The organism is Kribbella sp. VKM Ac-2571 (genome assembly GCF_004362255.1).
GTDB classification, from domain to species: Bacteria; Actinomycetota; Actinomycetes; order Propionibacteriales; family Kribbellaceae; genus Kribbella; species Kribbella pratensis.
The window spans coordinates 209,814-223,092 of sequence record NZ_SNWS01000016.1; the positions used below are offsets into that span (position 1 = coordinate 209,814).

Sequence of the window (13,279 nt, forward strand, 5' to 3'; positions counted from 1 at the left end):
CCTATTCCTGGACCGCCGCCCAGTAAGGTGCTGTGGGTGATCGATGACCCGTACGGCGACGAGCAGTTGGTGGAGCTCTACGACCTGGACAACCCGTCCGGTGAGGATCACGACTATTACCGTGCTTTGGCCGAGGGGACCGCGAAGGTCCTGGACTTCGGTTGTGGAACCGGTCTGCTGACCCGGTCGCTGGTCGCGCCCGGGCGCGTCGTGATCGGCATCGATCCGAGTCCCACCATGCTCGGGTACGCGCGCCGGCAGCCCGGCGCCGACGCCGTCACCTGGATCGACGGCGACCACCTGGCGGTGGAGCCGACCGGTGATGTGGATCTCGCGGTCAGCAGCGGCAACACGATGATGCACGTCGCGGAGCACGCGGCCGCGGTCGCTGCGCTGGCGGCCGCGCTGCGTCCCGGTGGCGTGCTCGCTTTCGAGTCGCGCAATCCGGCGGCGCGGGCGTGGGAGCAGTGGACGAGCGAGGCGACGTACGGCGAACGGGACACGGCGGCCGGGCACCTGAAGGAGTGGCTCGAGCTGATCGAGATCGCGAACGGGCGCGTGACGTTCGACGCGCACAACGTCTTCGAGGACGGGCACGACGCGGTCTACCGCAACGTCCTGTACTTCCGCTCTGCCGACGAGATCACGGCTGACCTGCTGGCAGCGGGCTTCTCGGACGTGGTCATCGAGGGCGGCTGGCACGGAGAACCGTTGACCGAGGCATCACGCCTGCTGGTGGTGCGCGCGACGAAGTAGGCTGGACGCACCGCGACTGGCGAGGGTGGAGTACCACCGGGGAGCGGGTCTGTTCGTACAGTGTTCGTACGGGCGTCGTCCGCCTGGGCGCCTCCGATCTAGTCGGAGGTCCTCATGCGTTTGCGCTATGGAACGAACCCGCACCAAGCCGCCACGATCGACCATGCGCCGTTCACGGTGGTTGCCGGCGAGCCGTCGTACATCAATGTCCTCGATGCGCTGACCGGATGGCAGTTGGTGCGGGAGGCTGCGGAGCGGTTCGGCGTACCGGCTGCGGCGTCGTACAAGCATGTGTCGCCGGCGGGTGCCGCGCTCGGCGAGACAGTAGCAGCCGCGTACACCCGTGCGCGGGACGCTGATCCGAAGTCGTCGTACGGCGATTTCGTGGCGGTCTCGCATCCGGTGGATCTCGAGTTGGCCATGGTGCTGAAGCGGGTGGTGTCGGACGGGATCATCGCGCCCGGGTACGACGAGGGCGTGGTGGAGATCCTCGCCGCGAAGAAGCGCGGGACCTACCTGGTGCTGGAGGCGGACCCGGAGTTCGAGCCGCCGGCCGAGGAGGTGCGTGAACTCTACGGTGTGCGGCTGACGCAGGAGCGTGATGCGCTGCCGGTGCCTCGCGACCTTCCGGACGACGTGGTGCTGGGGATGATCGTCGCCCGCTACACGCAGTCGAACACGGTCGTGATGGTGAAGGACGGGATGACGATCGGCATCGGCGCCGGGCAACAGTCGCGGGTGGACTGTACGCGGCTCGCCGGTGAGAAGGCCGCGCTCTGGTGGGCCCGCCGTTCGGCCGATCCGCTCACCGGTGTGTCGATGGTCTCCGACGGTGCGCTGCCGTTCACCGACAACGTCGTGGAGGCCCAGCGGTACGGCGTTTCGCACATTGCCGAACCGGGCGGTTCGATCCGCTCGCCCGAGGTGGCGGCCGCCTGCGCGGCGGCCCGGATCACCTGGTCGGAAACCGGGATCCGCCTGTTCAGGCACTGAGCAGATAGTTACCTGAGGCAACGGCTTCGCGAACCTTGGCAGCTGTCCGCTCCACATCGAGCCGACTGGTGTCGATCGCGTGCGACTCGAGGGCGCCGAGGTCCGCGAACGCACCGTGCAGACCGGTGAGCGCGTCGACGTCCGTCAGCTCGGGGTGGGGCCGGTCCTGCCCGCGCTGCAACGTCGTACCGAGGTCGGGACGCAGGACGACGTACGACATCGTCCACTCCCCCGCCTTGGCGGCCGCGCGGAACGGGGCGAGGAACCACGGCCCGATGATGCCGTCGACGACCACGTCGTACCCACCGCGCGCGTACACACTCACGGTCGCGACGATCGCGTCAACGACGACCTCGTTCTGGCGGTGCGCTCCCGGCAGGTACGGCGCGATGAACCCGGTGCGGATGCCGCGGTAGAACTCGTCGGTCGTCAGGTGCATCGTCGGCCGCGGCGCGCCGGTCGCGACCATCCGGGCCACGGTCGTCTTGCCCGAGCCCGACGGGCCGGTGAGGAGAAGGACGTTGCTCATGCCGCCCGACGCTAACCGTGCCCGCCGCCGAACGGCAGTCTTTTCTTTTCGCCGGCGCCGGACGTCAGCCGCCGGCGACGCTCGGGAGGATGAGGAGCTCGTCCCCGTCGGTGAGCTTGGTCTCGAGCCCGGAGAGGTCGCGGATGTTGTCGTTGCCGAGATAGATGTTCACGTGCCGGCGGACCGCGCCTTGCTCGTCGGTGAGGCGGCGGCGGAGCGCCGGGTGGTCGGAGTCGAGCGCCGCGAAGACCGAGGCGACGGTCGGCGAACCGTCCACCTCGACCTCCACGCGTTCGGCGCCGCCCGCGAACGGGCGTAGCACGGTGGGTAGGCAGACCGCGATCATCCGACCACCGCGGCACGCACTGTCAGTACGTCGGGAAGGTGGCGCGCGACCTCGGTCCAGCTGTCGCCGGCGTCGGCGCTCGCATAGACGCAGCCGTCCCGCGTGCCGACGTACACCCCGGCGGGATCGGCGGCGTCGACGGTCATCGCGTCCCGCAGCACCGGGGCGTAGGAGACGTCAGGCAACCCGGTGGCCAGCGGCTCCCAGGTCGAGCCGGCGTCGCGGGAGCGGTAGACCCGGCACTGCGCCTCGGTCGGAATCCGGTTCGCGTCCGCGACCAGCGGGAAGACGTACACGGTCTCGGGCTCGTGCGGGTGCACCACGATCGGGAACCCGAAGTCCGAGGGGAGGCCGTCGGCGATCGACTTCCAGACCGCGCCGGTGTCGTCGGACCGGTACACGCCGTGGTGGTTCTGCGCGAACATCCGCTCCGGGACGTCGGGGTGCGCGGCCAGCTTGTGGACGCACTGACCGAACTCCGGATACGGGTCCGGGAAGAACCTCGCCTGGATGCCCTGGTTCCGCGGCGACCAGGTCTTCCCGCCGTCGGCGGTCTGGTACACCCCGCCGGTCGACATCGCGACACTCACGCGGTCGGCGTCGGTCGGATGCGGCAGCACGGTGTGCACCGCCTGGCCGCCGAATCCGGCGCCCCACTCCTTGCGGTGCGGGTGGTCCCACAGGCCGGTGACCAGCTCGAACGTCACGCCGCCGTCGGTCGACTTCCACAGCGCCGACGGCTGCGTCCCGGCGTACACGACGCCCGGTTGGCCGGCGGGTGCCGGCTGGATCTGCCAGACCCGCTCGAGGGAGGCGTCGGCGTCGGCCGGGAACCCGATCGAACCCTCCGGCGGCTCGGCCCAGGTCGCGCCGAGGTCGTCGGAGTGGAAGACCGCCGGGCCCCAGTGCTCACTCGTGCCGCCGACGAACAGCCGGACCCCGTGGGCACCGTGGGCACTGTCGCCGCGGGTGTCGATGCCCACGGCGTACACGCCCTGCATCTCGAACTCCGGCACCGGTCCGTCGAGCCGCCACTCCTCGCGGGCAGCGTCACTACGGCCGATCCAGAGACCTTTCTTGGTTCCGATCAGCAGTACGGCCTCGGACATCGTTGTCCTCCTCTTTCAGCCTGCTCAGCGTGGCGGACCCGCCACCACATTGATCAACGGTTCCCCGGACGCGTAGCGCTCCAGTTGCGCGCGCACCAGCCTGGCCACCCGCGGCGCGAACGCCGTCGACGCGCCGCCGCGATGCGGATTGATCAGTACGTTCGGAGCAGACCACAGCGGATGTCCGGCGGGCAACGGCTCGGGATCCGTGACGTCCAGCGCGGCCCGGATCCGCCGCGTCCCGAGCTCGGTCAGCAACGCGTCGGTGTCCACGACGACACCGCGCGCGACGTTCACCAGCAGCGCACCGTCCTTCATGCTCGCCAGGAACTTCGCGTCGACCATCCGCTCGGTCTCCGGCGTCGCCGGCGTCAGCAGTACGACGACGTCCGCGCGCGGCAACAGCTCCGGCAGCTCACTCGTCGGATGCACACCGTCGCGGGCCCGCCGGGCGACCCGGATCACGTCGCACTCGAATCCGGTCAGCCGGCGCTCGAGCGCCTCGCCGATCGCGCCGTACCCGAGGATCAGCACCGTCCGGTCGGCGAGCGAGTCGTCGACCTCGTCGTACGACCCCGGCCAGACCTGCTGCTCCTGGTCACGGACGGCCCGCGGCAGATTCCGGTACGACGCCAGGATCAGACCGACCGCCAGCTCGGCCGTGGACGCGTCGTGCACGCCGCGTGCGTTGCACAAGGTGACGCCGTCGGCGATCCGCGACTGCGCATGCTCGAACCCGGCCGTCTGCAGCTGCACGACCTTCAGCGCCGGCATGTCCCGGATGACGTCGAACACGTCGCCCCCGCCCATGTAGCTGGGCACGTAGAACTCCACCTCGTCGAGCGACCGCGGCCGCTCGGCGCCGGAGTAGAAATCCACGTCGTACCCCTTGGGCACCCCGCCGAGGAACCCGTCCGGATCCTCCCACGGGAGCCATGCCTTCACCACGTCAGCCATGCACCAGAACCTACTCGGGGTCGTGGACACTTTGAACTCCCGTGCCTGAGGAGGCGGCACCGTCGTACTCTGGTTTGGTGCCTTCGACATCGGACACGGCGGTGGTGGTCGCGCATGATCAGGCCGTCGGGCGCCTTCGGGAGTCGTACGAGCTGATCCCACCGGGCGAGCCCGTCCGGCTGGCGAAGCGCAGCTCGAACCTCTTCCGGCCGCGCACCGAGATCCAGCGTCCGGGGCTGGACGTGTCGAAGCTGACCGGCGTGATCAGCGTGGACCCGGTCGCGCGGACGGCCGACGTGCAGGGCATGTGCACGTACGAGAACCTGGTCGCGGCCACCCTCCCGCTCGGGCTGACGCCGATGGTCGTGCCGCAGCTCAAGACGATCACGCTCGGCGGCGCGGTGACCGGGCTCGGTATCGAGTCGTCGTCGTTCCGCGCCGGCCTCCCGCACGAGTCCGTGCTCGAACTGGACATCCTCACCGGCGCCGGCTCGTTGGTCACGGCACGTCCCGAGGGCGAGCACGCCGATCTGTTCCGGATGTTCCCGAACTCGTACGGCACGCTCGGGTACGCGACCCGGTTGCGCATCGAGCTCGACCGCATCTCGCCGTACGTCGCCCTCCGGCACGTCCGGCTCGGCCTCGACGCGCTGGCCCCGGCGATCGACGAGATCGTTGCCTCCGGCACATACGACGGTGAGCCGGTGCACTTCGTCGACGGTGTCGCGTTCAGCCCCTCGGAGGCGTACCTGACCCTCGGCCGGAACAGCGACGCCGCGGTGCGGACCAGCGACTACACCGGTCAGCAGATCTACTACCGCTCGATCCAGCAGCGCCCGAAGGACTTCCTCACCGCGCACGACTACCTCTGGCGCTGGGACACCGACTGGTTCTGGTGTTCCGCGGCGTTCGGTGCACAGCATCCCGTCGTACGCCGGTTGTGGCCGAAGCGCTGGCGCCGCAGCGACGTGTTCCACAAGATCGTCGGGTTCGAGAACCGGCACCACGTCGCCGCCCGGCTGAACCGCCGCCGCGGCCAACCGGACCGCGAACGCGTGGTGCAGGACGTGGAGATCCCGGTCGCCCGGCTGGCTGACTTCCTGCGTTGGTTCGACACTCAGGTGGGCATGCGGCCGGTGTGGCTGTGCCCGCTCCGCCTCAGGGGATCCCAGTCCTGGCCGCTCTATCCGCTGCAGCCCGGCGAGACCTACGTGAACGTCGGCTTCTGGGGCACCGTCCCGATCGCCCCCGGCGCGGCCGACGGCGACGTCAACCGGCGGATCGAGCAAGCCGTCACCGACTTCGGCGGCCACAAGTCCCTGTACTCCGACGCCTATTACGACCGTGACACCTTCAACCGGCTCTACAACGTCGCAGCGCTGGACAAGGTGAAGAAACGCTACGACCCGGACGCCCGGCTCACCGGGCTCTACGAAAAGGCGGTGACGCGCCGATGACGACGCTAGCGACCCACGTATCGATCGCCGAAGCCCTCACGGCGGTGACTCCGGACGGGCTGCCGTTCCGGTTCACGGCGTACGACGGCAGCGCGACCGGACCGGAAGATTCACCCGTGCACATGCACCTCGCTTCCGAGCGGGGACTGTCGTACGTGCTGACCGCGCCCGGCGACCTCGGTCTGGTTCGGGCCTACGTGATGGGTGATCTGGAGATCACCGGTGTGCATCCGGGCAACCCGTACGACCTGATGCGGATGATGCTGAACCACGTCCATTTCCAGCGTCCGAGCCCCAGCGAAGCGCTGCGCATCGTCCGCGGGCTCGGCTGGAGTCACCTGAAGCCGCCGCCTCCGCCGCCGCAGGAACACCTGCCGAAATGGCGTCGTACCTTCGAGGGACTGCGGCACTCGAAGGCGCGGGACAAGGCAGCGATCCACCACCACTACGACGTGTCGAACCGGTTCTACGAGTTGATCCTCGGACCGTCGATGACCTACACGTGTGCGGTCTACCCGGCGGCCGATGCCACGCTCGACGAGGCGCAGGCCGAGAAGTACGACCTTGTCGCCCGCAAACTCGACCTGCGAGCGGGGCAGCGGCTCCTCGACGTCGGCTGCGGCTGGGGAGGCATGGTCCGGCACGCGGCCCGCGAGTACGGCGTCCAGGTGCTCGGCGTCACGTTGTCCGCGGCCCAGGCGGAGTGGGCGACCCAGGCGATCAAGCGGGACGGCCTGGAGGACCGCGCCGAGGTGCGGTTCCTCGACTACCGCGACGTCGCCGAGCGCGACTTCGACGCGATCAGCTCGATCGGCCTGACCGAACACATCGGCGTCCGCAACTACCCGTCGTACTTCGGTTTCCTGCTCGACCGGCTGAAGCCGGGCGGCCGGCTGCTCAACCACAGCATCACGCGGCCGGACAACCGGTTCCGCTCGACCGGCGCGTTCATCGACCGCTACATCTTCCCCGACGGCGAGCTGATCGGCTCCGGCCGGATCATCGCCGAGGCCCAGGACGCCGGCTTCGAGGTCCGCCACGAGGAGAACCTCCGCGAGCACTACGCCCTCACCCTGGCCGGCTGGTCCGCCAACCTGGTCGCGAACTGGGACGAGGCCGTGGCCGAGGTCGGCTACCCGACCGCCAAGATCTGGGGCCTCTACCTGGCCGCCTGCCGCGTCGGCTTCGAACGCAACAACACCCAACTCCACCAGGTCCTCGCCGTAAAACTCGACGACGACGCCAACGCCCACTTCCCTCTCCGCCCCGACTGGGGAAGCTGAGCTCAGGTTGGACCGCGCAGTAGCTTGGGGGCAGGGCTAGCGGAGGAGACGGGCGTGCGCGGTCGGGCTGTGGTGGCGGTTGCGGCGTTGGCGTTGGTGACGGGGTGCTCGGACGACTCGCCGACGGGCGCGAGTACGGCGCCTGCGCCGGCCAGCTCGGGTACGGCGTCCGTGCCGCCGGGGGCCGCCGCGCTCAAGCTGACGGTGGCCTCGACCGTGGCGACGGGGATCGAGGTGCCTTGGGGGTTGGCGTTCCTGCCGGACAAGAGCGCGTTGGTGGCCGAGCGGGACTCGGGGAAGATCCAGCGAATCGCCGGCGGGCAGGTGTCCGAGGTCGGGACGGTCGAGGGGGTGAAGAACTCGTCAGAGGGTGGGCTGCTCGGGCTGGCAGTGGATCCGGGGTATCCGGGGAAGCCGTACATCTACGCCTACTACTCGGGCGGGGACGACAACCGGATCGCGCGGATCACCTACCAGGACGAGAAGTTGTCGGACCAGCAGGTGATCCTGGACGGGATTCCGGCGGCGGCGATCCACAACGGCGGGCGGCTGCGGTTCGGGCCGGACGGGTTCCTGTACGCCGGGACCGGCGACGGGTCGGACCGGCCCAACTCGCAGGACGACGACTCGCTGGGCGGGAAGATCCTGCGGATCACCACCGAGGGCAAGGCCGCCCCGGGCAATCCGGACGGCCGGGTCTGGATCACCAAGGGCCATCGCAACGTCCAGGGCCTCGCGTTCGACGGGAACCAGTTGTACGCCTCCGAGTTCGGGCAGAACACCTGGGACGAGCTCAACGCCATCACCCCCGGCTCGAACTACGGCTGGCCGGCCGCCGAAGGAATCAGCCAGCTGGACGGGATGACCGACCCGATCGCGCAATGGCACACGGCCGAGGCGTCGCCGTCCGGGATCGCGTTCGCCAAGGGGTACATCTTCATGGCGTCGCTGCGCGGCCAGCGGCTCTGGGCCATTCCCGTTGCCGGAGGCAAACGAGTTGGCGAGCCGCAGGCGTTCTTCACCAACAAGTACGGACGGCTGCGCACGGTCGAACTCGCACCGGACGGCTCGTTGTGGGTCACGACGTCGAACACCGACGGCCGCGGCGGCACCCGCGACGGCGACGACCGGATTCTCCGGGTGACGATCAGCACTTCGTGAACTGTCAACGGTTTGCGCTCTTCGGTCGTCTGGTACTTGTTGAAGAACAATGACCTGAGGAGGAGATCGGTATGCCGACCGGCCAGGTGTCTGGCGTCCCCAGCAGTGTGATCGCAGCGGTGAGCAGATTCGACGATGCTCAGCGCACAGTCGAATATCTCAGTAGCTACGGGATGAACGCGGCGAACCTGGAGATCGTCGGCGCCGGGCTCCGGCAGGCCACCAGACGCAGAGCGATCCCGGTCGCCCGGCTGACCGCGACGAGCGCGGTGCGGGGCGCCTTGTTCGGTGTGCTCGCGGCCGTCTTCATCACCCTGGTCGCGGAAACCACGCTGACCGGTCTGGCGGTCGTGGTCTGGGGCTTCGTGTACGGCGTACTCGTCGGAGGCTTGTGGGGTTTGTTCCGCGGACTCGTGCGTAATCGTCCCGACCTGGTCAGCACCGAGATCCTGCCGACCCACTACGAGGTCCGCTGCCCGGCCGAGGAGCTGACCGTTGCCCAAACCCTGCTCGCCGACGCCGCGGACGTGGACGACGGCCGAGTAGACCGCGGAGTAATCGCCGACGCCCCGCACCCCGAACGGCACGCGCGTCCGGAGAAGGACGCAGCCTGACAGCGAGGGGGTGCGGCGACCCGCACCCCCTCGATCAGTCAGATACCCAGCTTCTCGTTCAGGAGTTGGCGGACCTTGGCGGCGTCGGCCTGGCCGCGCATGTCCTTCATCACCGCGCCGATCAGTGCACCGGCCGCGGCCGGCTTCCCGGAGTTGACCTTCTCGACCACGTCCGGGTTCGCCGCGATCGCGCGGTCGATCGCCTCGAGCAGCGCCGAGTCGTCCGACACCAGCGCCAGACCGCGCTTCTCGATGATCTCCGCCGGCGTACCCTCACCGGCGAGCAGACCCTCGAACACCTGCCGCGCGAGCTTGTCGTTCAGCGTGCCGTCGTCGACGAGCTTCTGCACCTCGGCGACCTCGGCCGGACCGACCCCCAGGGCATCCAGGTCCTGACCGGACTCGTTCGCCGAACGGGCGAGCTCACCCAACCACCACTTCTTCGCGGCGGCCGGCGTGACGCCGAGCTCAACGGTCGCCACGATCGGCTCGAGCGCGTTCCCGTTGATGACGTCGCGCATCTCGAGGTCGGTGAAACCCCAGTCCTGCTGCAGCCGCACCCGACGTACCGAAGGAGCCTCGGGCAGCGTCGCGCGCAGCTCCTCGACCCACTCGCGCGACGGCGCAACCGGGACCAGGTCGGGCTCCGGGAAGTACCGGTAGTCGTCGGCGTCGGACTTCTCCCGGCCGGACGTGGTGATGCCGGTGTCCTCGTGCCAGTGCCGGGTCTCTTGCAGGACCTTGCCGCCGGACGCCAGGACAGCCGCCTGCCGGGTGATCTCGTACGTCACGGCGCGCTCGACCGAGCGGAACGAGTTCACGTTCTTGGTCTCGGTCCGCGTGCCGAGGACAGTCGAGCCGTGCGGCTTCAGCGACACGTTGGCGTCACACCGCAGCGAACCCTGGTCCATCCGGACGTCGGACACGCCGAGCGCGAGCAGCAGGTCGCGCAGCATGCTCACGTACGCCCGCGCCACCGCGGCGGCCTTCTCCCCCGGCACCTCGATCGTCTTGGTGACGATCTCGATCAGCGGGATCCCGGCCCGGTTGTAGTCGACCAGCGAGTGCGAGGCGCCGTGGATCCGGCCGGTGGCACCACCGACGTGCGTCGACTTGCCGGTGTCCTCCTCCATGTGCGCGCGCTCGATCTCGATCCGGTACGTCTCGCCGTCGACGACGACCTCGGTCCACCCGTTGAACGCGATCGGCTCGTCGTACTGCGAGGTCTGGAAGTTCTTCGGCATGTCCGGGTAGAAGTAGTTCTTCCGGGCGAACCGGCACCACTCGGCGATCTCGCAGTTCAGCGCCAGGCCGATCTTGATCGCGGACTCGACGGCCTTCGCGTTCACCACCGGCAGCGCGCCCGGCAGACCGAGGCAGACCGGGCAGGTCTGAGTGTTCGGCGGCGCGCCGAACTCGGTCGGGCAGCCGCAGAACATCTTCGACTTCGTGTTCAGCTCGACGTGGACCTCGAGGCCCAGCACCGGGTCGTAGGTCGCCAGCGCCTTGTCGATCGGCATGATCTCGGCAGCGATGGTCATCGGGTCACCTCCAGCTCCGGAGCCTTGGTCATCAGTACGCCGCCCCACTGCTCGGCCAGCGCGGACTCCAGCGCGGCGCCGACCGTGTAGAGCAGGTCGTCGCGCATCACCGGCGCCATCACGTGGAAGCCGACCGGCAGGCCGTCCTCGTCGGCGAGGCCGCACGGGAACGACGCGGCCGCGTTACCGGCCAGGTTGGACGGAATCGTGCACAGGTCGTTCTTGTACATCGCGATCGGGTCGTCGATCCGGTCGCCGATCGCGAACGCGGTCGTCGGCGTGGCCGGCGAGACCAGGACGTCGACCTGCTCGTAGGCCTTGGCGAAGTCGCGGGCGATCAGCGTCCGCACCTTCTGCGCCTGGCCGTAGTACGCGTCGTAGTACCCGCTCGAGAGCGCGTGCGTGCCGAGGATGATGCGGCGCTTCACCTCGGCGCCGAAACCGGCCTCGCGGGTCAGGCTCGTCACCGTCTCCGCGCTGTTGGTGCCGTCGTCGCCGACCCGCAGCCCGTATCGCATCGCGTCGAACTTGGCCAGGTTGGACGAGGCCTCGCTCGGCAGGATCAGGTAGTACGCCGGCAGCGCGTACTCGAAGTGCGGGCAGGAGACCTCGACCACCTCGGCGCCGAGCTTGGTGAGCAGCTCGACCGCCTCGTGGAAGCGGGCCTCGACCCCCGGCTGGTACCCCTCACCGCCGAGCTCCTTCACGACACCGATCCGCAGACCGGCGACATCACCGTTGCGGGCCGCATCGACGACAGCCGGGACCGGCTGGTTGATCGAGGTCGAGTCCATCGGGTCGTAACCGGCGATCGCCTCGTGCAGCAGCGCCGCGTCCAGGGTCGTGCGCGCACACGGACCGGGCGTGTCCAGCGAGGACGCCAGCGCGATCAGTCCGTACCGCGAGGTGCCGCCGTACGTCGGCTTCACACCGACCGTGCCGGTGAACGCGCCGGGTTGCCGGATCGAGCCGCCGGTGTCGGTGCCGATCGCGAGCGGCGCCTCGTACGCCGAGATCGCGGCCGACGAACCGCCGCCGGAACCGCCCGGGATCCGGGCCAGGTCCCACGGGTTGTGGGTGGTGCCGTACGCCGAGTTCTCGGTGGAGGAGCCCATCGCGAACTCGTCCATGTTGGTCTTGCCGAGGATCACGATCCCGGCCGCCTTCAGCCGCTTCACGACCGTCGAGTCGTACGGCGGCTTCCAGCCCTCGAGGATCTTCGAACCGGCCGTGGTCGGCACGCCCTCCTGGGTGAGCACGTCCTTCAGCGCGAGCGGTACGCCGGCCAACGGGGACAGCTGCTCGCCCGCGGCGCGCTTGTCGTCGACCGCCTTGGCCTGCGCCAATGCGCCCTCGGTGTCGACGTGCAGGAACGCGTGCACGGCACCGTCGACGGCGCCGATCCGGTCGAGGTGGGCCTGCGTGATCTCCACCGAGCTCGCCTGCCCGGCCGCCATCAGCTCCGCGAGCTCCGCGGCGGTCTTCCTGGTCAGATCCGACATGATCAGTCCTCCTCCAGGATCCGCGGCACCCGGAATCGCTGCTCTTCCGCGGCGGGCGCGCCGGACAGCGCCTGCTCGGGGGTGAGGCACGGGACGTTCTCGTCCGGGCGCATCACGTTGGTCAGCGGCAGGGCGTGCGAGGTCGGCGGGATGTCGTCCGCCGCCACCTGGCTGACCTGCCCGACCAAGGTGATGATCTGGTCGAGCTGCGGCGCAAGGTGGTCGAGCTCTTCGTCGGAGAGCTCGATCCGCGCCAGTCGCGCCAGGTGGGCGACCTCTTCGCGGGTAATCGATGGCATGAACTGATCCAATGGTTCGCAGGACTTCCGCAGCGTTTTCCGCCGCGCCCCAGTCATCCTAGTGGGCCGCCGTGACAGTCTTGTTTCCCCGGTGGACGAGGCCGGATGAGACGGGCGGGCGTGTCGTGTCCTACCGCTCTGTAACATGGGCCGCGACAAGGCGTTACGCGCATGGTGATCGGCTGGGAGATGATCGTTCGGTGTTCCTGCTGCGCTTGATCATCCCCGACCGGCCCGGTTCGCTGGGCGTGGTGGCGACGGCCCTCGGTGAGGTGGACGCCGACATCCACGCGATCGAGATCGTCGAGCACCGGCGGGAGAACGGCACCGCCGTCGACGACATCGTGGTCGACCTGCCACCGGGCGTGCTCCCGGACCGCCTGGTCTCCGCCTGCAACGGCGTACCCGACGTCGAGGTCATCTGGTTCTCGCGGTACGGCGCCGGCGGCGGACTGCACATGGACCTGGAAGCGGTCGAGCAGATGACCTCGGCGCCCGCGGACGCGATCGACATCCTGGTCGAGCAGTCACCGGCCGTGCTGCACGCGGACTGGGCGGCGCTGCTCGACGGCACCGGCAGCGAGGTGAAGGTCGCGCTCGAGACCAGCGCGACGCCGGAGTTCGGTGACATGGCGGGCGCCTGGATGCCCCTATGTTTGTCAAGTGGTCATGCGGCTGCTTGCAGTTGGTGTTCGGCGTTGCCGGGGACTGGTCGCAGGAGTGGGTAGATCT

14 protein-coding genes and 1 riboswitch are annotated in these 13,279 nt (G+C 69.2%); of the genes, 7 read left to right on the plus strand and 7 right to left on the minus strand.

What is annotated here, in order from left to right; genetic code table 11:
• The first annotated feature begins 36 nt into the window (after positions 1 to 36).
• Together EV651_RS31090 and EV651_RS31095 are read left to right on the plus strand one after the other, a co-directional pair.
• Entirely contained in the window at positions 37 to 756 is a 720-nt protein-coding gene (locus EV651_RS31090; protein WP_133788810.1) for a trans-aconitate 2-methyltransferase, read from the plus strand.
• A gap of 2 nt (positions 757 to 758) precedes the next feature.
• Positions 759 to 852: riboswitch (ZMP/ZTP riboswitch) on the plus strand.
• A gap of 18 nt (positions 853 to 870) precedes the next feature.
• Positions 871 to 1,749 (plus strand): 5-aminoimidazole-4-carboxamide ribonucleotide transformylase, encoded by an 879-nt coding sequence (locus EV651_RS31095; protein ID WP_133788811.1) that lies wholly within the window; start codon positions 871 to 873, stop codon positions 1,747 to 1,749.
• Here EV651_RS31095 and EV651_RS31100 read toward each other — a convergent pair.
• The 4 genes from EV651_RS31100 to EV651_RS31115 form a co-directional block, all read right to left on the minus strand.
• Complete coding sequence (locus EV651_RS31100; protein WP_133788812.1) at positions 1,739 to 2,278, minus strand: AAA family ATPase; 540 nt, start codon at positions 2,276 to 2,278, stop codon at positions 1,739 to 1,741. The genes EV651_RS31095 and EV651_RS31100 overlap by 11 nt on opposite strands.
• Positions 2,279 to 2,342: 64 nt before the next feature.
• Positions 2,343 to 2,624: a ubiquitin-like small modifier protein 1 gene (locus tag EV651_RS31105; protein ID WP_133788813.1), complete on the minus strand. Its 282-nt coding sequence runs from the start codon at positions 2,622 to 2,624 to the stop codon at positions 2,343 to 2,345.
• Positions 2,621 to 3,733 (minus strand): exo-alpha-sialidase, encoded by a 1,113-nt coding sequence (locus tag EV651_RS31110; RefSeq protein ID WP_133788814.1) that lies wholly within the window; start codon positions 3,731 to 3,733, stop codon positions 2,621 to 2,623. Before EV651_RS31110 ends, EV651_RS31105 begins: the two co-directional genes overlap by 4 nt.
• A 24-nt stretch (positions 3,734 to 3,757) precedes the next feature.
• On the minus strand, positions 3,758 to 4,690 hold the full coding sequence (locus tag EV651_RS31115; protein ID WP_133788815.1) for a 2-hydroxyacid dehydrogenase: 933 nt from the start codon (positions 4,688 to 4,690) through the stop codon (positions 3,758 to 3,760).
• 77 nt (positions 4,691 to 4,767) lie between these two features.
• On the opposite strand from EV651_RS31115, the gene EV651_RS31120 reads away from it, so the two are divergent.
• From EV651_RS31120 to EV651_RS31135, 4 genes are all read left to right on the plus strand, one after another.
• Positions 4,768 to 6,147 (plus strand): FAD-binding oxidoreductase, encoded by a 1,380-nt coding sequence (locus EV651_RS31120; protein WP_238157297.1) that lies wholly within the window; start codon positions 4,768 to 4,770, stop codon positions 6,145 to 6,147.
• Positions 6,144 to 7,430 (plus strand): cyclopropane-fatty-acyl-phospholipid synthase family protein, encoded by a 1,287-nt coding sequence (locus EV651_RS31125; RefSeq protein ID WP_133788816.1) that lies wholly within the window; start codon positions 6,144 to 6,146, stop codon positions 7,428 to 7,430. Before EV651_RS31120 ends, EV651_RS31125 begins: the two co-directional genes overlap by 4 nt.
• 54 nt (positions 7,431 to 7,484) lie before the next feature.
• On the plus strand, positions 7,485 to 8,591 hold the full coding sequence (locus tag EV651_RS31130; RefSeq protein WP_133788817.1) for a sorbosone dehydrogenase family protein: 1,107 nt from the start codon (positions 7,485 to 7,487) through the stop codon (positions 8,589 to 8,591).
• Positions 8,592 to 8,710: 119 nt separating this feature from the next.
• Positions 8,711 to 9,205, plus strand: coding sequence for a hypothetical protein (locus EV651_RS31135; protein WP_133788818.1), 495 nt, complete (start codon positions 8,711 to 8,713; stop codon positions 9,203 to 9,205).
• Positions 9,206 to 9,243: 38 nt separating this feature from the next.
• Here EV651_RS31135 and gatB read toward each other — a convergent pair whose 3' ends face one another.
• From gatB to gatC, 3 genes are read right to left on the minus strand one after another with little or no spacing between them, the layout of a single operon-like run.
• The gene (gene gatB / locus EV651_RS31140) at positions 9,244 to 10,746 is read right to left on the minus strand and encodes an Asp-tRNA(Asn)/Glu-tRNA(Gln) amidotransferase subunit GatB (protein ID WP_133788819.1); all 1,503 of its coding nucleotides are present in this window, start codon (positions 10,744 to 10,746) and stop codon (positions 9,244 to 9,246) included.
• Entirely contained in the window at positions 10,743 to 12,248 is a 1,506-nt protein-coding gene (gatA, locus tag EV651_RS31145; RefSeq protein ID WP_133788820.1) for an Asp-tRNA(Asn)/Glu-tRNA(Gln) amidotransferase subunit GatA, read from the minus strand. The genes gatB and gatA overlap by 4 nt, the downstream gene beginning before the upstream one ends.
• 2 nt (positions 12,249 to 12,250) lie before the next feature.
• A complete protein-coding gene (gatC, locus tag EV651_RS31150; RefSeq protein ID WP_133788821.1) occupies positions 12,251 to 12,547 on the minus strand; it encodes an Asp-tRNA(Asn)/Glu-tRNA(Gln) amidotransferase subunit GatC in 297 nt (98 codons plus the stop codon).
• A 200-nt stretch (positions 12,548 to 12,747) separates the two neighbouring features.
• On the opposite strand from gatC, the gene EV651_RS31155 reads away from it, so the two are divergent.
• A complete protein-coding gene (locus EV651_RS31155; protein ID WP_238157298.1) occupies positions 12,748 to 13,275 on the plus strand; it encodes an amino acid-binding protein in 528 nt (175 codons plus the stop codon).
• Positions 13,276 to 13,279 lie beyond the last annotated feature (4 nt).

Excerpts from the sequence above, each read along its gene's own strand:
- gatB (WP_133788819.1), bottom strand. The coding sequence starts at position 10,746 with ATGACCATCGCTGCCGAGATCATGCCGATCGACAAGGCGCTGGCGACC.
- EV651_RS31110 (WP_133788814.1), bottom strand. The coding sequence starts at position 3,733 with ATGTCCGAGGCCGTACTGCTGATCGGAACCAAGAAAGGTCTCTGGATC.
- EV651_RS31100 (WP_133788812.1), bottom strand. The coding sequence starts at position 2,278 with ATGAGCAACGTCCTTCTCCTCACCGGCCCGTCGGGCTCGGGCAAGACG.
- gatA (WP_133788820.1), bottom strand. The coding sequence starts at position 12,248 with ATGTCGGATCTGACCAGGAAGACCGCCGCGGAGCTCGCGGAGCTGATG.
- EV651_RS31095 (WP_133788811.1), top strand. The coding sequence starts at position 871 with ATGCGTTTGCGCTATGGAACGAACCCGCACCAAGCCGCCACGATCGAC.
- gatC (WP_133788821.1), bottom strand. The coding sequence starts at position 12,547 with ATGCCATCGATTACCCGCGAAGAGGTCGCCCACCTGGCGCGACTGGCG.
- EV651_RS31105 (WP_133788813.1), bottom strand. The coding sequence starts at position 2,624 with ATGATCGCGGTCTGCCTACCCACCGTGCTACGCCCGTTCGCGGGCGGC.
- EV651_RS31115 (WP_133788815.1), bottom strand. The coding sequence starts at position 4,690 with ATGGCTGACGTGGTGAAGGCATGGCTCCCGTGGGAGGATCCGGACGGG.
- EV651_RS31125 (WP_133788816.1), top strand. The coding sequence starts at position 6,144 with ATGACGACGCTAGCGACCCACGTATCGATCGCCGAAGCCCTCACGGCG.